We start from the raw sequence: 20,481 nt of genomic DNA on the forward strand, positions 1-20,481 counted from the left end.
CAAAGCCGAAAAGCCGACGCCACTGTGTCCCAAACCGTCACTCGTTCTCACCTCACATGCCGATGTCCGAACACCCTGACGCGGGGTGGAGCAGCCCGGTAGCTCGTCAGGCTCATAACCTGAAGGTCGCAGGTTCAAATCCTGCCCCCGCAACCAAATCAGCCCGTCCAGGCCACAAGCCCGGACGGGCTTTTTTCCGTTTTCAGGTGGCGATTCGGGTCCACTCAAGCTGCGTGCCAGACGCCACAGACCAGAGACGTATAGTAAACCGGCGGATTGTGCGGTCGGGTAGGGGAGGGGGCTTGAAGTGGCGTTCGACTTCCGCCGCTCCCTTCCGGCGGAAGCCGATGCCGACAATCTGCCAAAAGGGAGCGGCTCGTCTGTCTAGAACGAACCGAACATGGTTGCCAGCACGATTATCACGATCAAAGCCGTTACGGGGATGACGACCGCCACCATGCCGATGTCCGCATAGGATTGGCGGTGAGTCAGCTTGCAGATAGCCAACAGAGTGATGACGGCGCCATTGTGGGGCAGCGCGTCGAAACCTCCGGATGAAATGGAAGTGACCCGGTGCAGGATTTCCGGATTCATTCCGGCGGCTTGTCCCATCTCGGCATAAGTCCGGCCCAAGGTCTCCAGAGCGATGCTCATGCCACCAGAGGCCGAGCCGGTGATGCCCGCCAGCACGTTGACCGCAACTGCCAGCGAGATCAATGGGTTGTCGGGCGACAGGTTGATTACGAAGTCGCGCACGATTGTGAAGGCCGCCAGCGAAGCGATGACCGCGCCGTAGCCGACCTCCGATGCTGTGTTGAAGATCGGCAGCAGGGAGCCAAGGCTGCCCTCGTTGACCGACGTGACGACCCGCTCCCGCATGATACTCCAATTGAGCGCCACGACGACCACGCTGCTCAAGACTAGAGCGATGATGATAGACCAGCTTCCCTTGACCTTATCCACCGTGGTGGAGCCGTATTGAGGCTCGGCCAAGTAACCGGTTTCCCAAGTTGGGATTATATAGTTGGTGAAGACAAAATTCAGCACGATCACCAGAATGATCGGCAGGATGGCGATTGCGATACCCGGAGCGGCGACCTCTTCCTGTTCCACCGCCATAGCGCCAGCCGAACGCGGACGCCGCGTTACAGACTGCGGATCACCATGATGCACGCCATAGCCTTCGCCGGCGGTGCGGGCGCGGTGATGACGCCAGTTTAGCCAAGCGGTGCCGCCGCCCAGCATGATAGCGCCCGCCAGTATCCCCAGGCCGGGGGCGGCGAAGGCGTCGGTGCCGAAATAAGGCATCGGTATAAGGTTCTGGATCGCCGGAGTACCGGGCAAAGCGGTCATGGTGAAGGTAAACGAACCCAGCGCGATGGCCCCGGGGACTAGCCGCTTGGGAATCTGCGCCTCACGGAAAAGGGCAACCGCGATGGGATAGACAGCGAAGGCCACGACGAACAGCGAGACGCCGCCATAGGTAAGGATGGCGCAGGCCAGTACGACCGCCAGGATCGAACGCTCCGCTCCCAGTTTCTCTACGATCCAGTGGGCAATCGTCCGGGCCGAGCCGCTGTCGTCCATCAGCTTGCCGAACAAGGCGCCGAGCAAGAACAGCGGGAAATAAGTTATTACGAAACGCCCGGCGGCGTTCATGAATACCTGGGTGTAAGTTGCCAGCAAAGGAAGGTCGCCCGCGAATACCACTGCAAGGCAAGCGAGAAACGGTGCGAGTACCAAGACAGTGATGCCGCGGTATGCCAGATACATGAGTAATGCGAGCGAAAGTATAATGCCTATCAGGCCGACCATAGTGCTTCCTCCCTATCGGATTTTGGCTGTCTTGGCGCACGTGCCGCAACGAAGCAACTAACCCTTCAAAATACTATTAGTGCCTTCGAGGGAATTTTTGCCATTCGCTCCGCCAATCGTCCTACCCGAGGAGGAGGGACCGCAGTCACCGACATGGAGATAGTACCGCAACCAAGCGACCGTTCGCTGTTGAGCATCGTTGGCGTTTGACCCGGATACCCCTGCCGGCCTTGCATTTTCCAGTCCATCCGGTCAAGTTCCCGCACCAAGGGCCGGCATGGTCATGCACGCAGGGAGAAATTTTATGTCCAGGTTGCTTTCGAGAGTGGGAGCGGCAGCGCTCGGTTCGCTGATGAGCGGTTCGCTCCTGGTCTCGCCGGTGATGGCCCAGCAGACGGTCACCGTCGGCGCCATCGAGATCCTGTCCGGCCCGAGCGCAGCCTACGGCACCGCCATCAAGGGCGGGCTCGAACTCGCCATGGACGAGATCAATGCGGCGGGCGGCGTGCTTGGCGGCAAGAAGCTCGGGCTCATCGTCGAAGATTCCGCCGGCAACAAGGATCAGGCGGTCAACGCCGCGCGCAAGCTGGTTGGTCGTGACAAGGTGCCGGTCGTCATCGGTCCGACCTTGTCCAACGAGATGTTCGCCGTCGGTCCCGTCACCAACGACCGCAAGGTCGTGACCATCGGCACTTCGACCACCGCCAAGGGCATCACCGAGATCGGTCCTTTCATCTTCCGCACCGCCCTGCCGGAATCCGATGTCGTGCCGGTCACGCTAAAGGCCGCCAAGGACAAGTTCGGCGTCAAGACCATCGCCATGATGTACGCCAACGACGACGCCTTCAGCAAATCGGGCTTCGATTCGATGAAGGCGGCGGCCGAGCAGCTTGGACTGACGATCGCGACGATCGAGACCTTCGGCAGCAAGGACGCCGACTTCTCGGCCCAGCTCACCAAGATCAAGGGCCTGAACGTCGACGCCATCACGATCTCCGCCCTGGTTGAGCCGATCTCGGGCGTCGTCCTCCAGGCGCGTCAGCTCGGCATTCCCGACAGCGTCCGCTTCATCGGCGGCAACGGCGCCAATTCGCCGAAGCTGGGCGAGATCGCCGGCACCGCAGCGGACGGTCTGCTGGTCGGCAGCCCCTGGTTCATCGCCAAGAAGGGCGAGACCAACGAGAAGTTCGTGTCCACCTTCAAGCAGCGCTACGGCAAGGACCCCGACCAGTTCGCGGCCCAGGCCTATGACACGATGTATATCGTGGCGAAGGCGATCGACACCGCCGGCGCCGCCGACAGCGACAAGATCCGGGAAGCGCTCTATAAGACCGACTTCAACGGCGTGATGGGGCCGTTCACCTTCACCGAGGGCCGCGATCCGGCCTCCAACGAAGGCGTTGTCGTCCTGTCGATGAAAAACGGCCGCTTCGAAATCCTGGAGTAGTTCCAGGTTCCATACCGTGCTAAGGGAGTGCCGCCGCTTCAGGCGGCACTCCCGTTTTGCGGGACGCTCTTCTCAAAAGGTAACTGGCGTTCGCACTCATGCTGTCCCAACAGTTGGTCAACGGCCTGGTGCTGGGTTCGACCTATGCGCTGTTCGCGCTGGGGTTCACGCTGATCTTCGGCGTGCTCCGGGTCATCAACCTGACCTATGGCTTCTATTTTACGATCGGCGCCTTCGTGGCGCTGACGGTCGCTCGCGAGTTCGGCGCCAATATCTGGGTGGCCCTGCCGGTCGGAGCGCTTTCCGCCGGAGTGGTGGCTGTGGTCGCGGACTGGGTCCTGCTGACGCGCCTGCGCCGGGCCAAGGCCGGCGAGCTGTCGTCCCTGATGGTGACGCTGGGTGCGGTGCTGGCGCTCTATTCGCTGATGGCGGTGTTCATCGGCACCGATATCCAGCGTTTCCCCTTCGGCTTCGTCGATAACACGGCGATAGAGTTCGGCAGCATCCGGATCTCCCTGGTCCAGATGCTGATCGTCGGCACGACCTTCGTGCTGGTGGCCGTCCTGTTTCTGCTGCTCCAGCGCACCAAGCTGGGCCTGATGATCCGGGCCTTGGCGGAGAACGAGGACGCCGCCCGGCTGATGGGCATCAATGTCGGCCTGACCGTCGCGGCGGTGTCGTTCCTGTCCGGCACGCTGGGGGGAGCCGCCGGAGTCCTGATCGGCCTCAACTTCAACGCCATCCAGCCTTTCATGGGCGAGCACATGATGCTGCGCGGCTTCGCCGTCATCATCATCGGCGGCCTCGGCGACATCCGGGGCGCCCTGATCGCCGGCGTGCTGCTGGGCGTGCTGGAAGTGCTGACGGCGGGCTACATCTCCTCCAATGCCAAGGAAGCCGTTGCCTTCACCATCCTGGTGCTGACCCTGTGGTTCCGCCCGGTCGGCCTGTTCGGCCGCGCCCAAGCGAAGAGGGCCTGACGATGGATGGCATGACCATGGCCGAATGGCTCGACGATTTCCTCTTCACCTACGAGACGCTGATCCACGCGCTCGGCGTCCATGGCCTGCTGGCGCTGTCGATGTATTGCGTGATGGCGGTCGGCCAGCTGTCGCTGGGGCAGGCCGCCTTCATGGGCATTGGCGCCTATACCGGAGCGCTGCTGACGCTGAACCTCGGCCTGCCGTTCTGGCTGGTGCTGCCGCTGTCCGCGCTGGCGCCCGCCGTCGTCGCCCTGGTGATCGGCGGTCCGACGCTCCGGCTCAGCGGCGTCTATCTGGCGATCTCGACCATCGCGCTGGGCGAGGTTCTGCGCGTCCTTTATATCAATGCGGAGTGGCTGACCGGCGGCGCGCTTGGCCTTTCCGGTATTCCGCGCAAGGCGGATCTCTGGCTGATCTACCTGCTGCTGTTTCTTGCGGTGCTGGGTTTCTGGGCGGTCGGGCGGTCGAAGATCGGCCGCGCGATGGAGGCGATGCGGGAGGACGAAGCGGTTGCCGGCGTCATGGGCGTCAACCTGCCGGTCTATAAGATGGGCGCTCTGGTCGTCTCCGCGATGCTCGCCGGCTTGGCCGGCTGCCTGACCGCGCACAGCAACAGCTTCATCGGCCCGAACGAATTCGGCTTCGAAATGGCGGTGACGATCCTGAGCTTCGCGCTGCTCGGCGGCATCGGCACGCCGATAGCGCCGGTGATCGGCGCGCTGGTGCTGACCTCGCTGCCCGAGATCCTGCGCCCGCTCCAGGACTTCCGCCTCGTCATCAACGGGCTGATCATCGTCGTGGCCGTCCTGTTCCTGCCGCGCGGCGTGATCCCCTTCCGGCTGAGGAGAGCTCCATGACGACGCTGCTTTCGGCCAGCCGCCTGACCAAGCAGTTCACCGGCCTGCTCGCCGTCAACGAAGTCGATGTCGAGGTCTCGGCCGGCAGCGTCCACGGTATCATCGGCCCCAATGGCGCCGGCAAGACGACGCTGTTCAACCTGATCTCCGGCCTGCTGCCGTTGACATCCGGTACCCTGACGCTCGACGGCCGCGACGTCACCTCCGCTCCACCCTATCAGCGGACGCGGCTCGGCGTGGCGCGGACGTTCCAGAACATTCGCATGTTCTCCGACATGACGGTGGTCGAGAACGTCATGACCGGCATGCATACCCGCCTGAAGTCTTCCGGAGTGGCCTCGCTGCTGCGCCTGCCGGGATTCCGGCGGGAGGAACGCGCCGCCCGCGACAAGGCGATGGAGTTGCTGGCGTTCGTATCGCTGGCCGACAAAGCCAGGGTTCGCTCCGGCGACCTGTCCTACGGCGATCAGCGCCGGCTGGAGATCGCCCGCGCCCTTGCCGGCGATCCCAGGCTGCTGCTGCTGGACGAACCGGCGGCGGGTATGAACCCGACCGAGACCCGCGACCTCGGCACTCTGCTGCGGCAGGTCGCCAAGCGCGATATCACGCTGCTCCTGGTCGAACACAACATGGGCTTCGTGATGGACCTGTGCGACCGCATCACCGTGCTCAACTTCGGCCGCAAGATCGCCGAGGGCGGGCCGCGCGAGGTTCGCGACAACCCGGCCGTGATCGAGGCCTATCTCGGCACCAAGGTTGCCGCCCGTCTGGCGAAGGCGCACGGCGCATGAGCACTCTGCTTGAAATTTCCGGCCTGCATCTGGGCTATGGCCGCACCTCGGCGGTCAAGGGCATCGACCTGTCGGTGCCGGCGGGGGGCGTCGTCTGCCTGATCGGCGCCAACGGCGCCGGCAAGACGACGACGATGCGAGGGCTGTCCGGCCTGCTGAAGCCAACGGCGGGGACGATCCGTTTCGACGGTGCCGACGTCACCGGCACCGCCGCCCACCGCATCGCCAAGCTCGGCATCCGTCAGGTCCCAGAAGGCCGCCAGGTCTTCGCCGAGATGACCGTAGACGAGAACCTGCAACTTGGCGGCCTTCAGGCGCCGGGAGGCGACGAGTTCGGACGGCGGCGCGACCAGGTGCTTGATCGCTTCCCCAGGTTGCGCGAACGCCTGACCCAGCAAGCGGGCTTGCTGTCCGGCGGCGAGCAGCAGATGCTGGCCCTTGGCCGCGCCTTGATGGGAGCGCCGCGCCTGCTGCTGCTGGACGAGCCGAGCATGGGGTTGGCCCCGCTGTTCGTCGAGGAGATATTCCGCATCATCGGCGATTTGAAGCGCGAGGGCACCACGATCCTGCTGGTCGAGCAGAACGCCCAGGCCGCCCTGGAGATCGCCGACTACGCCTATGTGCTGGAAAGCGGCGTCATCATGCTCCACGGACCGGGCGCCGAGATCGCCGACAACCCCGACGTGGCGGCCGCCTACCTGGGCGGGCACTGATGACTATCGCTTTTCCGGTCGAACATCCTACCCGGTTAGGATAAAAGTTTCCCACGGGCGGCAATCCCATAGGGTTGCCGCAGGTTTGCAGGTTTTTCCTTCCGGCGGCTCCCGGCGGGAAATCAATTTTCGGTGGTACCATGGCAAGAACGAACAACGCCGCGTCAGGACGCCGGAAGAACCGGGGAACGCAGCGGGCGCAGCAGCAGGCGGCACAGGCGTCACAGACATCCTCGTCCGATTCCGCGTCCGGGTTGGCAAGCGTAACTGTCCGTGTGCCGGAAGCCGGCAAGCCCTTCATCGAGAAGGCGGCCGAACTGATGCGGGAAGGGGCCGAACCGATCGCCGCCCTTCGCCGGGCCGGAGGAGGCTTCGACACCTCCGACCCTCCCCCCAGCCGCGATCAGGCGCTGCATGACGACGAAGCGGCGTCGCGCCGCGACCAGCACCAGATGGCGAGGCTGCGCAACCGCCTGGAAACCCAGGAGATGCGCAGCGCCGCCGAGATCGGCTACAAGGTCCGAAGCCTAAGCGGCTGGCGCCTGACCCTGGCGAAGATGGCCGGCCTGATCGCCTGACGGCGATTTAAGCCGCCGGACGGACCCGGCTGAGCACCCGGTCGACCATGACGCCGGACTGGCCCAGGTAGTTGGCGGGGTCGCACAGCTTCGCCAGTTCGGCGCGGGTCAGGTGCTTGGAGATCGCGGGCGTTTCATCCAGCAGGTCGAGCAGCGGGCGGTTCTGACGCAGCGCTTCCCGGCAGATGTCGTAGACCAGGTCATGGGCGTATTCGCGGCCCAGGTACGGGCCGAGGCCCATCATCACCGCTTCCGACATGACCAGCCCGTTGGTCATGTCGAGGTTGGCGCGCATCCGTTCGGCATCGACTTCCAGACCGCTCACCACGGCGCGGGCCTGTCTCAGGGCGCCGGCCAGCAGGCAGAAGGATTCCGGCAGGGCGATCCACTCGATCTCCCACGGACCGGTCGAACGCTCGTGATCGGCGACCATGGCGTCCATCAGGGCCGCGGCATGCTGACGGACGACCGAGATGCCGGCGTGGATGTAGCAGCTTGAGATCGGATTGCGCTTCTGCGGCATGGTGCTGCTGGAGCCCCGGCCATGGGCATAGGGCTCGTAGACCTCGCCCACTTCCGTCTGCATCATCAGCTTGACGTCCATCGACAGCTTGCCGAGCGTGCCGCCGACCAGTCCCAGGAAGCAGCCGACTTCCGCGATGTTGTCGCGGACGGTGTGCCACGCTATGACCGGCTGGCCCAGGCCCAGTTCGGCCATCAGACCTTCCTGAGTTTCCATGGCGCCGCGCTCGATCGAGGCCAGCGTGCCGGCGGCTCCGGCGAACTCTCCGACCACGACGCGGGCGCGCAACTCGTCCAACCGGTCGCGGTGGCGTTCGACGGCGGCGAGTAAGCCGGCCATCTTGTAGCCGAAGGTGACGGGAACCGCCTGCTGGAGGTTGCTGCGCCCGATCATCGGGGTATCGCGGTGACGCCGTGCCAGATCGGCCAGCCCGGCTGACAGGGCCGCCAGATCGTCCTCGACGATCTTCAGTGCCTCGCGGATTTGAAGCACCGTCGCGGTGTCGGTGATGTCCTGGGTCGTGGCGCCCCAGTGGCAGAACTCGCCCAGCTTGTCGCGGCACAGCGCGTTGAGCTGAGAAACGACGCCGAGGACGGGATAGCCGATCCGCTCCGTCTGCTGGCGCAGCTTGTCCATATCGATCTTGTCTATGGTGCAGTTGCTGACGATCTCGTCGGCTGCTTCCTGCGGGATGATGTCCAGCCGGGCCTGGACACGGGCCAGGGCCGCTTCGATGTCCAGGTACTTCTGGGTGCGGTTCTCGTCCGACCACACGGCCCGCATGGCGTCGGTGCTGAAGATGTTGCCGAAGATGGCGGAGTCCACGATCGTTGAGGGCATGATTCAAGCCTTCCTGTAATCAGGTGAAATTTTCGAAGGGGCGGCGGCGGTGCCGCGACTCAGACGGCTTTTTCGGCGCGCAGGCTCTCAATCCGGTCCGGCGCATAGCCCAGAGCGGTCAGGATCGCGTCGGTGTGCTGGCCCAGCGCCGGCACCGCGTCCATGCGCGGGTCGCCTTCTTCCCAGGAACCGGGCGGAAGCAGCGCCGGGATGCTGCCCCGTTCCGTCTCCACGGTTCGCCAGCGGTCACGAGCCTTCAGTTGCGGGTGGTCCCAGACATCGTGCATGTCGTTGGCGCGCGAGTTGGCGATCTTGGCCTCGTCGAGCCGCGCGATGACGTCCTCGGCGGTCAGTGTCGAGAAGGCCTCGACGATGATCCCGCGCAGATCGTCCCGCGCGGCGTTGCGCCGGAAGTTGCTGGAAAAGCGCTCTTCGGACGCAAGACCGGGCTGCCGCAGCACGATCGAGCAGAAGGCGGCCCATTCTCGTTCGTTCTGGAGGCCCAGCAGCACCGTCTTGCCGTCGCCGGCCGGGAACAGGCCGTAGGGGTAGATGGTGGCGTGGCTGGCTCCAGCGCGGGCGGGTGGCGTGGCGCCGTCATAGGCGTAGTAGAGCGGGTAGCTCATCCACTCGACCAGCGATTCCAGCATGGAGATGTCGAGATGCTGGCCGCGCCCGGTCTTGCCGCGCTGGATCAGGGCTGCGAGGATGCTGGAATAGGCGTACATCCCGGCGGAGATGTCGGCGATCGACGGACCCGCCTTGGACGGGGTTTCCTCGGTCCCGGTCACCGACAGGAAGCCGGCTTCGCCTTGGATCAGCAGATCGTAAGCCTTGCGGTCGCGGTACGGACCGTCGTTGCCGTAGCCGGAGATGTCGCAGACGATGATCTCCGGCTTTTCGGCGGACAGTGCTTCATAGGACAGGCCAAGGCGGGCTGCCGCTCCGGGTGCGAGGTTCTGGACTACGACATCGGCCTGTTCGGCGATCAGGCGCTTCAGGATGGTCCGGGCTTCCGGGTGCTTGACGTCGAGCGTCAGGCTTTCCTTGGACCGGTTGGTCCAGACGAAATGGGATGCCAAGCCGTTGACGCGCTCGTCGTAGCCGCGCGCGAAGTCTCCCACGCCGGGCCGCTCCACCTTGATGACGCGGGCGCCGAGGTCGGCGAGCTGACGCGTCGCGAACGGTGCGGCGATCGCGTGCTCGAGCGTCACGACCGTGATTCCTGCCAGAGGTTTCATGTTCCCGTTCCTCACCGTATGACCGCAGTGGCATCCATCGTCAGCCAGCCTTCGTGGTCCTTGGCCCAGAGATGGAAGGTCTTGCCGTCCGCTTCAGGTTCGCCGTGGACCGAGAAAGTGTTGATGTCGAAGGTCGGGCGGACCGCCTTGAAGCGGTATTCGGCGACTTCGGCGTCTGGCAGCTTGTGGCGCAGCAGGTCGAGCAGCAGCGTGGCGATCAGCGGACCATGGACGATCAGGCCGGGGTAGCCCTCGGTCTCCGTCACGTATTTGCGGTCGTAGTGGATGCGGTGGCCATTGAAGGTCAGGGCCGAGTAACGGAACAGCAGCACGTCGTCGGGGACCCAGCCCTTTTCCCATTCCGAAGACTTCGGTGCCGGCTGGGGCGGCGGGGCGACATCGTCGGGCTTGGCGGCTTCGCGGTAGACGATGTCGTGGAATTCCGTGATGGCGACCTTTCCGCTGCCTTCGCGGCTGATCTCGTGGCGGACCTTGACGAAGACCAGCGGACCGGTGCGCCCCGACTTCTCCGTCACGTCATGGATGGTCGAAACCCGCGTTACCGCGTCGCCGACCCGGACCGGTTCGTGGAACTGGAACTGGCTGCCGGCCCACATGCGCCGGGGCAGGGGGATCGGCGGGAGGAAACCGCCGCGCTTGGCGTGTCCGTCAGGCCCAATTTCAGACTGGCGGTGGAGCGGCAGGAAAAAGAGCCAGTGCCAGAGCGCGGGGAGCGGCGTTCCGGGAGCGGGCCTTTCGGCTGGGCGGTCGAGCGTCGCGGACAGGGCGGCGTAGGGGGTGGGCGTGACCACGTCCGAAACCGTTTCGCTCCGGCCGATCCATTCCTTGAGTGAGTTGCCGGGAGAATTCATGGGGCGCGTTCCTCTCGTTCGTTTCTTGTCGTAACAGCGTCTTCCGGATCGGGATCCCGTACTGGAAGGTCCCGTCTATCCGTCACAGTGTCAGGGACGCGGCCCTGCGGCAAAGGGTTGGGGGGCGGGCTGAAGAAAGGCGCTCTCCAATCCCATGGTACGGCGGACAGGCGCGATCTCGCAGGGCATGTGCGAGTGCCGGGCGAAGACCGCGCCTTCGAACAGCTTGCGGGCGGTGCGCTGGATGCTGGCAACGGGCGCCGCCTGATCCTTGTCGGGTTCGAGCCGTACCGCGATCCGGCCCGACGGGTGTTCGATCGTGATGTCGGCGGGCAATGCTATCGGCCCGGTCATCGCTGCCGCGATGGTGCCGGGCGTGACGCAGGCGGTGGCGACCGCGACCGCTCCGGTGACGGCCAGGGCGCGGTGGCAGTCATGGGGCATGAAGTAGCGGGCGGAAAGCGTGCCGCCGTTGACTGCGGGAGCGATCAGCACCGGCTTGGGGATGACCAGATCGGCGGCATTGGGAAAGCCCATGCGCCGGCCGGCCTCGATCCGAAGGCTTTCCAGCCGGGTCATGAAGGTGCGGTCCGTGCAGTATGTGTTCGCCGCCTCGAACCCTGATTTGCCGAGATCCGCCGCCCGGACCAGCATGACCGGAGTGGCGGCGTCGATGCAGGATACCTCCACCCCGTCGATCCAGTCGGTCGCTTGGCCCGTCGGGAGCAGCCGCCCGGTCTTGGAGCCGGCGGCGTTGAGGAATGCGAGCTGGATGGGGGAGGCGGTTCCGGGGACGCCGTCGATCGCGGCGTCTCCCTCATACGTCACTCTGCCGTCCGGCGTCAGGACACGCGCCTCGATCAGCTTACGGGTATTGACGTTGTGGATGCGGACGGAGGTGATACCGTCCTGTGCCTTGACCAAGCCGGCTTCGATCGCGAAGGGTGCCACGGCGGCCAGCATGTTGCCGCAGTTGGGAGAGGTGTCGACGGTCCGCTCGGTGACCTTCACTTGGGCGAACAGGTAATCGACATCGGCACCGGGGACGGTCGAGGGGCCGACGATGGCGACCTTGCTGGTCAGCGGATTGCCGCCGCCGATGCCGTCGATCTCCAGATCGTGGCCGGCGCCCATCACCGACAGGAGCACGGCGTCGCGCTGGATGGGGTTGGCGGGCAGGTCGGAGGCCAGGAAGAAAGGTCCGCGCGACGTACCGCCGCGCATCATGACGCAGGGGATCTGGATCTGGTCGCCTGTCGTCATGTCTTTCGTCCTCCCTCGGAACCGGCGTTTTGTGCCGGCTTGTGAATTCGTCGTTGGCAGGACTATCCGGCTTCGCTGGATGTTTGTGAAATGCAAAGATCTGCTTTATTATTCCGCTTAACGGAACAATGGGAAGCCGTAGTCGCGGCGTGACGTCACACTCAGGGAGGACCGGATGAACTTCGAGCTTGTCGATCTCAGGGCCTTCATCGCGGTATCCGACCTGGGCAGCTTCCACCGCGCCGCCAAGGCGCTGAACCTGTCTCAGCCTGCTCTCAGCCGTCGTATCCAGAAGCTGGAGGAGAGCCTGGGCGCTCCCCTGCTGGAGCGCTCGACCCGGCATGTGGCGCTGACCATGGTCGGCCGCGACTTCATCCCGAAGGTCCGGCGCTTCCTGGACGAGTTCGAAACGTCGGTCCTCAGCATCCGCGACCTTGGGGCAAGAAGCGGCGGCCTGGTGTCGATCGCCTCGGTGCCGACCGCCGTCTTCTATTTCCTGCCGCGCGCGATCAGCCGCTTCAGTTCGGCCTATCCCCGCATCCGCATCCGCATCCTGGATGTCAGCGCCAACGAGGGGCTAGAGGCCGTGGCGCGCGGCGATGCCGATTTCGGCATCAACTTCATCGGGGCGTCGCACCCCGACATCGATTTCATGCCGCTGGCCGAAGATCCCTTCGTGCTGGCCTGCCGACACGACCATCCGCTGGCCTCGCGCCAGCAGGTGACATGGAAGGAGCTGGAACCGCACCGCGTCATCACGGTCGGACGCAGCAGCGGCAACCGCGCCCTGATCGAGAACGCCCTGACCCAGCAAGGGCTGCGCCTCAACTGGTCGTACGAGGTGACGCACCTGTCCGGCTCGCTCGGGCTGGTCGAGGCGGGATTGGGCGTCGCTCTGCTGCCGAAACTGGCAACGCCAGCCGGAGACCACCCGATCATCCGGACGATCCCGGTGGTCCAGCCGGAGATTTCCCGGACCATCGGAATCGTCCGCCGCCACGGCGGCGTGCTGTCGCCGACGGCGGCGCAATTCCTGGATATGCTGCTGGAGTCTTGGAAAGGTTGATGCGATATACGCATCAATGATCGAAATATATGCATTTCACGGAATTAACTTAACCTGATATTCATTGATCGACAGCGCGGGACTGAGGCCGCGCAACCGAATGAAAAAGATCAGGAAAGGGAACGGAAATGCTGAGGAAGAAGAGCACTTTCATTGCGGCTGCCGCTGTCGTGGCCTCCGTCTTCGCTTCGCCGGTATTGGCGCAGACTTATCCGAACAAGACGATCCGGCTGCTCGTTCCCTATGCCGCCGGCGGCGGCACCGATGCCATCGCCCGCGTCGTGGCGCAGGGGATCACCGCCCAGCTGGGGCAGCAGGTCGTGGTCGAGAACAACGGGTCTGCCGGCGGCAATCTGGCGACGCAGCAGGCCGCCAAGTCGGACCCTGACGGCTATACCATGCTGATGGCGAACCAGGGGCCGATGGTCGTCAATCCGCACCTGTTCAAGAACGTCAAGATCGACCCGCTGACCGCTTTCGACCCGGTCACCCTGATCGCGGAAGCGCCGCTGGTGGTCGTGGTACCGGAGAACTCCCATATCACGTCGGTCAAGCAGCTTGTCGAGGAAGCGGCGAAGGCGCCGGGCAAGATGACCTACGGGTCGGCGGGCAATGGCTCGGCCAGCCATCTGGCGACGCTGCTGCTGGCGGAAACCGCCAATCTCGACATGGTGCATGCGCCCTACAAGGGGGCAGGGCCTGCGATCACCGATCTGCTGGGTGGCCGGCTCGACTTCATGGTGACGACCATCCCGTCCGTCTTCGGGTTCATCGACAGCGGGAAACTGAAGCCGCTGGCCGTCACCACGTCTCACCGCACCAAGCGGCTGCCCGACCTGCCGACCATCGCCGAGAGCGGCTGGCCGAACTATCAGGCAGCGGCGTGGTACGGCTTCGCCGTTCCCAAGGGAACGCCGCCGGAGATCATCAAGACGCTGCGCGACGCGACGGTGGCCGCGATCAACAGCCCGGAGGTCGTGCCGCGTCTGGCGATCGAAGGCGCCGAGCCGGTCGGAAACACGCCCGAAGAATTCGCCGCTTTCATGAAGCAGGAATCCGCCCGCTGGGCCGAGGTCATCAAGAAGGCCGGCATTGGCCTGGACTAAACCCTCAATCTGGACTGAACAAGGTCTGGACTGAACCCGAGGACAGCAAGGTCCCGCACTCGATGCGGGACCGTGAATAAGGGGAGGGCGAAAGCAATGACATCAATGCAAAGGCGGAGAGATGTCATAGGCGGGCTGATCGTCATGACGGTCGGTACCGGTTTCCTGACGGTCGGGAGCGATCTCGACATGGGTTCTTCCTTCAGGATGGGACCCGGCTATTTTCCCAACGTTCTCAGCGTCGTGATGATCGCGCTGGGGCTTGCCATCAGCGGGTTGGCGCTGCGGTGCCCGAAGGGGGAAAGCGGCTCGACCCCGCTGCCCTGGCGCGGGTTGCTGCTGATCATCGGAGCCGCCGTCTTCTTCGGCTTCGCGGTGAGGGGATTGGGTCTGGCGCCCGTGCTGCTGGGCGTGGTCCTGGCATCGGCCTGGGCCAGCCGCTATGCGGCGGTCCGCACGTCGGTTTCCCTGGCGGCCGGCGTCGCCGCGTTCTGCACCTTCCTGTTCATCCAGATGCTCGGCCTGCCGCTGCCCTTGACGGGTCCGTGGCTGAGCCTCGAGCACGGGTCGCCGCTGGCGTCCGTCCTGGCATCGGCCGAGCTGCCGGCCGTTTCCGGGCCAGCCCTTTCCAAATAGGAGATTTCCCGTGGAACTTCTCGGAGATCTTGGGCTCGGCTTCGCCACCGCGCTCAGCCCCTTCAACCTGCTCTATTGCTTCATCGGTGTGGCCCTGGGGACGGCGGTCGGCGTGCTGCCGGGGCTGGGGCCGATCGCCACCATCGCCATGCTGCTGCCGATCACCTTCGGCCTGCCGCCTGTCTCCTCGCTGATCATGCTGGCGGGCATCTACTACGGCGCTCAATACGGCGGCTCGACCACAGCGATCCTGATCAACCTGCCGGGCGAAAGCTCCAGCGTGGTCACCGCGATCGACGGCTACCAGATGGCGAAGAAGGGGCGCGCCGGTCCGGCGCTGGCCACGGCGGCGCTGGGATCGTTCTTCGCCGGCACGGTCGCCACGGTCCTCCTTGCCATCGCGGCGCCGCCGCTGGCCGAGGTAGCGCTGGAGTTCGGGCCGGCGGAATACTTCTCGCTGATGGTGCTGGGGCTGGTCGCCTCGGTGGCGCTCGCCAGCGGTTCGCTGCTGAAGGCGTTCACGATGATCGTGATGGGTCTGCTGCTGGGCCTCGTCGGCAGCGACGTGGAAACCGGGACCCAGCGCTTCACCTTCGACATGCCGGAAATGGCCGACGGGCTGAACTTCGTGGCGCTGAGCATGGGCGTGTTCGGACTGGGCGAAATCCTGCGCAACCTGGAGCACGAACACACCCGCAGCGTCATGGTCAAGCACGTCAGCGGCCTGATGCTGTCCAAGGCGGACCTCAAGCGGATCGCGGGTCCCGTCCTGCGCGGTACCGGCCTGGGATCGGTCCTCGGCATCCTGCCCGGTGGCGGCGCCATGCTGGCCTCGTTCGCGGCCTATTCGATGGAAAAGCGGCTGTCGTCCAATCGCGCCGAGTTCGGCAAGGGCGCTATCGAGGGAGTCGCGGCGCCTGAATCGGCCAACAATGCCGGTGCGCAGACCTCGTTCATCCCGATGCTGACGCTGGGCATCCCGTCGAACCCGGTCATGGCCTTGATGATCGGCGCGATGATCATCCAGGGCATCACCCCCGGTCCCAATGTCGTGACGGACGAGCCGGAACTGTTCTGGGGCATGATCGCGTCGATGTGGGTCGGCAACCTGCTGCTGGTGTTGCTCAACCTGCCGCTGATCGGGCTCTGGATACGGATGCTGACGATCCCGTATCACCTGCTGTTCCCGGCCATCATCGCGTTCTGCTGCATCGGCGCCTTCAGCGTCAACAACAGCACCTTCGACGTCTTCATGATGGCGTTGTTCGGGCTGGTCGGCTACGCGCTGATCAAGCTGGACTTCGAGCCGGCGCCCCTGCTGCTCGGCTTCGTCCTGGGGCCGATGCTGGAGGAGAACCTGCGCCGCGCCATGCTGCTGAGCCGGGGAGACGCCACGGTGTTCGTGACGCAGCCGCTCAGCCTGGGACTGCTGCTGGTGTCGCTGGGGCTGCTGACGGCGGTGCTTCTGCCCAATATCCGGTCGAAGCGGGAGGAAGCCTTCAGCGAGTGACGGCGTCGGCTACAAGAGAAAACGGCGGCGGGATGGTCCCGCCGCCGTTTCGTTTTCCGTCAGCTTACTGCTGCGATGCGACGCCTGCGTCCGGGGTGGCGGAGACGCGCCAGACGCGGTTGCCGACATCGTCGGTCACCAGGATGCTGCCCTTGCCGTCGGGGCGGACATCGACCGGGCGGCCGAGTGCGTTACCCTCGCCGTCGAGGAAGCCGGTCAGGACATCGACCGGCGTGCCGGCCGGCTTGCCGTCGGCGAACGGGACGAAGATCACCTTGTAGCCGCTGTGTGGCTTGCGGTTCCAGGAACCGTGCTGGCCGACGAAGACGCCGTTGGCGAACTGCTCGCTGAGCGTGTCGGGGTTGCCGAACGACAGTCCGAGCGAGGCGGTGTGAGGCCCGAGCGCGTAGTCCGGCGAGATCGCCTTGGCGACCAGTTCCGGCTTCTGCGGCTCGACGCGGGTATCGACGGTCTGGCCGTAATAGCTGTAGGGCCAGCCGTAGAATCCGCCGTCCTGAACAGACGTCATGTAGTCGGGCACAAGGTCGCTGCCGATCTCGTCACGCTCGTTGACCGCCGTCCACAGCTTGCCGGTCACCGGTTCCCATCCCATGCCGTTGGGGTTGCGCAGGCCGGAGGCGAAGATACGCTTCTGGCCGCTCGACAGGTCGACTTCCCAGATCGCGGCGCGGCCTTCTTCCATCTCCATGCCGTTTTCGCCGACATTGCTGTTCGAGCCGACGGTCGCATAGAGGAAGCGCCCGTCCTTGCTGGCGATGATGTTCTTGGTCCAGTGATGGTTGAGCGGGCCGCCGGGAAGGTCGGTGACCTTGGTGCCGGGCGCCGTGATCTTAGTCTGGCCCGGTTCGTACGGGAACTTCACGATCGCGTCGGCATTGGCGACGTAGAGGTCGTTGCCGACCAGTTCCATCCCGAACGGCGAGAACAGGTTCTCCAGGAAGACCGACTTGGTGTCGGCGACGCCGTCGCCGTTGGTGTCGCGCAGCAGGGTGATGCGGTTGGCGCTCGGCGTCTTGGCGCCGGCGCGGCTCATCAGCAGATCTTGAACCCAGCCCTTGATGCTGAACGTCTCACCCTCTTTGGGCGGAGCGTTGGATTCCGCCACCAGCACGTCGCCGTTGGGCAGGATGTGGAGCCAGCGCGGGTGGTCCAGGCCGTCGGCGAAGGCCGCGACCTGGAGACCGGGTGCTACGGCAGGCATGCCGCCATCGGGCCAGCCTTTGGCGGGCGCCACGTTGACGGTCGGGATGAGGGTTGCATTGGGAGCGGGCAGTTGCGGCTGCGGGCCAGTGCCGGCGGCCACGGGGAGCGTCGCTTCCTCGCCGCATCCGGCAAGGGCGACCGCGGTTGCAGCAAGGAAGAGCGAGGCCGGAGATAGCATACGCATGCGGCGAATCCTGAAATCAAAACGAGTGTTGGTTGCTCAACAAGGTTGTGCCCCTTCAGGTTCCCGCATGGCGCGAATGGGTGTACCGGCCAGGATGGAGGACGCAGGGTCCGTAAATTGCATACTATTTTATGCGCATCAGCGCGAATGGACCTGAAGCAAGGGGTCCATGTGTCTGAACGGAGAAGAAAAGCATGTGCCAGGGCGACGACCGGAACTGTCCGGATTTCGAGGAGCATCGCCGGAGCTTTCTCAGCACCATGGATCATGAGCGGCGCTCGTTCCTGAAGAGCGCCTTCGCGGCGGCCGGCGGGGCAGGGGTATTGGGAGCGGGCGGGCTGTCGCTCGTGACGCCGTCGATGGCGGCAGCCGCCCAGGCGCTCCAGCCGGAGCGGACCAACCACTACCACCTGCCGGCGACGGCGGAGACGGTCCATTGGGGCTATTTCAGCAAGTCGCTGCCGGCCAGGGTCGAGATCTCGCCCGGCGACTACGTCACGATCGAGGCGCTGACCCATCACGCCAACGACGACGCCGAACGGATGGTCAAGGGCGATCCCGGCGCCGAGAGCGTCTTTCACTGGAGCAAGGACAAGAAGAACGTGGACCGGCGCGGGGCCGGGCCGATGGATGCCTCCCTGTTCGGGCGGGGCGCCGGCGAGGGGTTGGGCGTCCATATTTGCACCGGGCCGGTGGCGATCCGGGGGGCGGAGCCGGGAGACGTGCTGGAAGTCCGTATCGTGGACATGAAGCCGCGCCCCAGCGCCAACCCGGAATTCGCCGGCAAGACCTTCGGCAGCAATGCCGCCGCGTGGTGGGGCTATCACTACAAGGACTTGCTGACCGAGCCGAAAGAGCGGGAAGTCGTCACGATCTACGAGATCGACGCGCGCGGCGAGCGGAACTGGGCCAAGGCGGTCTACAACTACCGCTGGACGCCGCAGACCGATCCGTTCGGCGTGGTCCACAAGATCATCGACTATCCCGGCGTGCCGGTCGATCACTCCACCATCACCAAGAACTTCGACGTGCTGAAGGGCATCCGCATCCCCGTCCGCCCGCATTTCGGCGTGCTGGCGGTGGCGCCGAAAGAGGCCGACATGGTGGACAGCATCCCGCCCGGCTATTTCGGCGGCAACATGGACAATTGGCGGCTCGGCAAAGGGGCCACGATGTATTACCCGGTGGCGGTTCCGGGAGCGATGTTCTCGGTCGGCGACCCGCACGCATCGCAGGGTGATTCCGAACTGTGCGGCACCGCGATCGAGTGCTCCTTCACCGGGACCTTCCAGTTCATCCTGCACAAATCAGCCGATCTGCGCGGCACCGCCCTGGAAGGGCTGGATTTCCCGATGCTGGAAACCGCCGACGACTGGGTCATGCACGGCTTCAGCTATCCCAACTACCTGGAGCAATTGGGCGACAAGGCGCAGTCGGCGATCTACGAGAAGTCGTCGGTCGATCTCGCGATGCGTGACGCCTTCCGCAAGATGCGGCAGTTCCTGATGAACGCCAAGGGCTTGAGCGAGGACGAGGCGGTGTCGCTGATGTCACTCGGGGTCGATTTCGGCATCACGCAGGTGGTGGACGGCAACTGGGGCGTCCATGCGATCATCAAGAAGGCGATCTTCTCCGGCGTCGAGAGCTGAGCGAGGTCGAAGCGGGCGGTTGAGGCCGGAACGTCCTTCGGTGGCACCGTGTTGGCGGAATGGGCGGCCGGAAAAAGCCGTCCATTCTCCCGTCCATAACTCCCGTTCCGCAAATTGAGGAAAGATCCAATGGAGAAGCGGCAGCTTGGCCGGTCCGGCCTTGAGGTGGTCCCGCTTTGTTTTGGCGGCAATGTGTTCGGCTGGACCATCGACCAGCCGACATCGCACCGCGTTCTGGACGCCTTCGTAGGCGAAGGCTTCAACTTCATCGATACGGCCGACATGTATTCCCGCTGGGCGCCGGGCAACAGCGGCGGCGAGTCCGAGACGATCATCGGCTCCTGGCTGAAGGGTCGGGGCGACCGCGACAACCTGGTGATCGCGACCAAGGTCGGGATGGAAATGGGGCCGGGGAAAAAAGGGCTGGCGCCTGCCTATATCCGCGCCTCGGTCGAGGACTCGCTGCGCAGGCTCCAGACCGACTACATCGACCTCTACCAGTCCCACGCCGACGATCCGGACACGCCGTTCGAGGACGTGCTGGGGACGTATCAGGAGCTGATCGAGCAGGGAAAGGTGCGGGCGATCGGAGCGTCGAACATCTCGGCGGCCCGCCTAAAGGAGGCTCTGGACGTCAGCGCCCGGACCGGACTGGTGCGTTACGAGAGCCTTCAGCCGGAATACAATTTGTTCGACCGCGCCGGGTACGAGGCCGAGCTTGAGCCGCTGTGCCGGGAGCACGGGCTTGGCGTCATCACCTACTATTCGCTGGCGAGCGGTTTCCTGTCCGGCAAGTACCGCAAGCCGGAGGATGCGTCCAGGAGCCCACGCGGCGAGGGCGTCGTGTCCAAGTACCTGAACGACAAGGGCCGCGCCATCCTGAAGGCGCTGGACGAGGTTGCGGCGCTGCATGACGCTACCCCGACGCAGGTCGCCTTGGCCTGGGTGATCGCCCGTCCCAGCGTCACCGCTCCGATCGCCAGCGCCACCAGCGTGGAGCAACTGAAGGACTTCGCGGGGGCGGCGAAGCTGAAGCTGGACCAGGGATCGATCAGCCTTCTCGACGAGGCGGGCGGAGGCTGACGCCTCCGCCGTTCCGCGCCGCTTCACAATGATCTCGGGCCTAAGGCCCGGAAGGGGTAAGCCGAATCCGGCAGGGATCGATAAGGACCTGTTAACCCGA

Annotated in this window: 18 protein-coding genes and 1 tRNA gene; 13 read left to right on the top strand and 6 right to left on the bottom strand. The window is 64.9% G+C overall.

What is annotated here, in order from left to right; translation table 11 throughout:
- Positions 1-79 precede the first annotated feature (79 nt).
- Positions 80-156, top strand: a tRNA-Met gene (locus N826_RS27930).
- 228 nt (positions 157-384) lie between these two features.
- On the opposite strand, the gene N826_RS27935 is transcribed toward N826_RS27930, so the two are convergent.
- A complete protein-coding gene (locus tag N826_RS27935) occupies positions 385-1,815 on the bottom strand; it encodes a GntP family permease (protein WP_044434244.1) in 1,431 nt (476 codons plus the stop codon).
- Positions 1,816-2,119: 304 nt separating this feature from the next.
- Here N826_RS27935 and N826_RS27940 point away from each other — a divergent pair, with 304 nt between their 5' ends.
- The 6 genes from N826_RS27940 (at position 2,120) to N826_RS27965 (ending at position 7,184) form a co-directional block, all read left to right on the top strand.
- Positions 2,120-3,262 carry an ABC transporter substrate-binding protein gene (locus N826_RS27940; protein ID WP_044434246.1) on the top strand — a complete coding sequence of 381 codons (1,143 nt, stop codon included), beginning with the start codon at positions 2,120-2,122 and terminating at the stop codon, positions 3,260-3,262.
- Between the two features lie 98 nt (positions 3,263-3,360).
- On the top strand, positions 3,361-4,242 hold the full coding sequence (locus N826_RS27945) for a branched-chain amino acid ABC transporter permease (RefSeq protein ID WP_044434248.1): 882 nt from the start codon (positions 3,361-3,363) through the stop codon (positions 4,240-4,242).
- Between the two features lie 2 nt (positions 4,243-4,244).
- Positions 4,245-5,102 (top strand): branched-chain amino acid ABC transporter permease, encoded by an 858-nt coding sequence (locus N826_RS27950; RefSeq protein ID WP_211099406.1) that lies wholly within the window; start codon positions 4,245-4,247, stop codon positions 5,100-5,102.
- A complete protein-coding gene (locus tag N826_RS27955; RefSeq protein ID WP_044434250.1) occupies positions 5,099-5,893 on the top strand; it encodes an ABC transporter ATP-binding protein in 795 nt (264 codons plus the stop codon). Before N826_RS27950 ends, N826_RS27955 begins: the two co-directional genes overlap by 4 nt.
- Positions 5,890-6,606: an ABC transporter ATP-binding protein gene (locus N826_RS27960; RefSeq protein ID WP_044434252.1), complete on the top strand. Its 717-nt coding sequence runs from the start codon at positions 5,890-5,892 to the stop codon at positions 6,604-6,606. The genes N826_RS27955 and N826_RS27960 overlap by 4 nt, the downstream gene beginning before the upstream one ends.
- Positions 6,607-6,746: 140 nt before the next feature.
- Positions 6,747-7,184 (top strand): hypothetical protein, encoded by a 438-nt coding sequence (locus tag N826_RS27965; RefSeq protein WP_147040959.1) that lies wholly within the window; start codon positions 6,747-6,749, stop codon positions 7,182-7,184.
- Between the two features lie 7 nt (positions 7,185-7,191).
- Here N826_RS27965 and pcaB read toward each other — a convergent pair whose 3' ends face one another.
- The 4 genes from pcaB to N826_RS27985 all read right to left on the bottom strand — a co-directional run bounded on the left by pcaB (position 7,192) and on the right by N826_RS27985 (position 11,923).
- On the bottom strand, positions 7,192-8,547 hold the full coding sequence (gene pcaB / locus N826_RS27970) for a 3-carboxy-cis,cis-muconate cycloisomerase (protein WP_044434256.1): 1,356 nt from the start codon (positions 8,545-8,547) through the stop codon (positions 7,192-7,194).
- 59 nt (positions 8,548-8,606) lie between these two features.
- Positions 8,607-9,788 carry a CaiB/BaiF CoA transferase family protein gene (locus N826_RS27975; protein ID WP_044434258.1) on the bottom strand — a complete coding sequence of 394 codons (1,182 nt, stop codon included), beginning with the start codon at positions 9,786-9,788 and terminating at the stop codon, positions 8,607-8,609.
- An 11-nt stretch (positions 9,789-9,799) separates the two neighbouring features.
- Positions 9,800-10,660, bottom strand: coding sequence for an HTD2 family dehydratase (locus tag N826_RS27980; protein WP_044434260.1), 861 nt, complete (start codon positions 10,658-10,660; stop codon positions 9,800-9,802).
- 90 nt (positions 10,661-10,750) lie between these two features.
- Positions 10,751-11,923: a 4-oxalomesaconate tautomerase gene (locus N826_RS27985; RefSeq protein WP_084721243.1), complete on the bottom strand. Its 1,173-nt coding sequence runs from the start codon at positions 11,921-11,923 to the stop codon at positions 10,751-10,753.
- Between the two features lie 175 nt (positions 11,924-12,098).
- On the opposite strand from N826_RS27985, the gene N826_RS27990 reads away from it, so the two are divergent.
- The 4 genes from N826_RS27990 (at position 12,099) to N826_RS28005 (ending at position 16,241) form a co-directional block, all read left to right on the top strand.
- Positions 12,099-12,989 carry a LysR family transcriptional regulator gene (locus N826_RS27990; protein WP_044434262.1) on the top strand — a complete coding sequence of 297 codons (891 nt, stop codon included), beginning with the start codon at positions 12,099-12,101 and terminating at the stop codon, positions 12,987-12,989.
- A gap of 128 nt (positions 12,990-13,117) precedes the next feature.
- Positions 13,118-14,095 carry a Bug family tripartite tricarboxylate transporter substrate binding protein gene (locus tag N826_RS27995; protein ID WP_052832183.1) on the top strand — a complete coding sequence of 326 codons (978 nt, stop codon included), beginning with the start codon at positions 13,118-13,120 and terminating at the stop codon, positions 14,093-14,095.
- A gap of 96 nt (positions 14,096-14,191) precedes the next feature.
- A complete protein-coding gene (locus N826_RS28000; protein ID WP_084721244.1) occupies positions 14,192-14,731 on the top strand; it encodes a tripartite tricarboxylate transporter TctB family protein in 540 nt (179 codons plus the stop codon).
- A 10-nt stretch (positions 14,732-14,741) separates the two neighbouring features.
- Positions 14,742-16,241: a tripartite tricarboxylate transporter permease gene (locus N826_RS28005; RefSeq protein WP_044434264.1), complete on the top strand. Its 1,500-nt coding sequence runs from the start codon at positions 14,742-14,744 to the stop codon at positions 16,239-16,241.
- Positions 16,242-16,305: 64 nt separating this feature from the next.
- On the opposite strand, the gene N826_RS28010 is transcribed toward N826_RS28005, so the two are convergent.
- Entirely contained in the window at positions 16,306-17,649 is a 1,344-nt protein-coding gene (locus N826_RS28010; protein ID WP_211099407.1) for a PQQ-dependent sugar dehydrogenase, read from the bottom strand.
- A gap of 194 nt (positions 17,650-17,843) precedes the next feature.
- Here N826_RS28010 and N826_RS28015 point away from each other — a divergent pair, with 194 nt between their 5' ends.
- Both N826_RS28015 and N826_RS28020 read left to right on the top strand, forming a co-directional pair.
- Complete coding sequence (locus N826_RS28015; protein ID WP_044434266.1) at positions 17,844-19,298, top strand: acetamidase/formamidase family protein; 1,455 nt, start codon at positions 17,844-17,846, stop codon at positions 19,296-19,298.
- Positions 19,299-19,427: 129 nt separating this feature from the next.
- On the top strand, positions 19,428-20,381 hold the full coding sequence (locus tag N826_RS28020; RefSeq protein ID WP_044434268.1) for an aldo/keto reductase: 954 nt from the start codon (positions 19,428-19,430) through the stop codon (positions 20,379-20,381).
- Positions 20,382-20,481: the final 100 nt, after the last annotated feature.

It is taken from the genome of Skermanella aerolata KACC 11604 (assembly GCF_000936425.1).
Classification (GTDB): domain Bacteria; phylum Pseudomonadota; class Alphaproteobacteria; order Azospirillales; family Azospirillaceae; genus Skermanella; species Skermanella aerolata.

Coding starts and splice junctions, on each gene's coding strand:
- N826_RS27935 (WP_044434244.1), bottom strand. CDS start 1,815: ATGGTCGGCCTGATAGGCATTATACTTTCGCTCGCATTACTCATGTAT.
- N826_RS27940 (WP_044434246.1), top strand. CDS start 2,120: ATGTCCAGGTTGCTTTCGAGAGTGGGAGCGGCAGCGCTCGGTTCGCTG.
- N826_RS27945 (WP_044434248.1), top strand. CDS start 3,361: ATGCTGTCCCAACAGTTGGTCAACGGCCTGGTGCTGGGTTCGACCTAT.
- N826_RS27950 (WP_211099406.1), top strand. CDS start 4,245: ATGGATGGCATGACCATGGCCGAATGGCTCGACGATTTCCTCTTCACC.
- N826_RS27955 (WP_044434250.1), top strand. CDS start 5,099: ATGACGACGCTGCTTTCGGCCAGCCGCCTGACCAAGCAGTTCACCGGC.
- N826_RS27960 (WP_044434252.1), top strand. CDS start 5,890: ATGAGCACTCTGCTTGAAATTTCCGGCCTGCATCTGGGCTATGGCCGC.
- N826_RS27965 (WP_147040959.1), top strand. CDS start 6,747: ATGGCAAGAACGAACAACGCCGCGTCAGGACGCCGGAAGAACCGGGGA.
- pcaB (WP_044434256.1), bottom strand. CDS start 8,547: ATGCCCTCAACGATCGTGGACTCCGCCATCTTCGGCAACATCTTCAGC.
- N826_RS27975 (WP_044434258.1), bottom strand. CDS start 9,788: ATGAAACCTCTGGCAGGAATCACGGTCGTGACGCTCGAGCACGCGATC.
- N826_RS27980 (WP_044434260.1), bottom strand. CDS start 10,660: ATGAATTCTCCCGGCAACTCACTCAAGGAATGGATCGGCCGGAGCGAA.
- N826_RS27985 (WP_084721243.1), bottom strand. CDS start 11,923: ATGACGACAGGCGACCAGATCCAGATCCCCTGCGTCATGATGCGCGGC.
- N826_RS27990 (WP_044434262.1), top strand. CDS start 12,099: ATGAACTTCGAGCTTGTCGATCTCAGGGCCTTCATCGCGGTATCCGAC.
- N826_RS27995 (WP_052832183.1), top strand. CDS start 13,118: ATGCTGAGGAAGAAGAGCACTTTCATTGCGGCTGCCGCTGTCGTGGCC.
- N826_RS28000 (WP_084721244.1), top strand. CDS start 14,192: ATGACATCAATGCAAAGGCGGAGAGATGTCATAGGCGGGCTGATCGTC.
- N826_RS28010 (WP_211099407.1), bottom strand. CDS start 17,649: ATGCGTATGCTATCTCCGGCCTCGCTCTTCCTTGCTGCAACCGCGGTC.
- N826_RS28015 (WP_044434266.1), top strand. CDS start 17,844: ATGTGCCAGGGCGACGACCGGAACTGTCCGGATTTCGAGGAGCATCGC.
- N826_RS28020 (WP_044434268.1), top strand. CDS start 19,428: ATGGAGAAGCGGCAGCTTGGCCGGTCCGGCCTTGAGGTGGTCCCGCTT.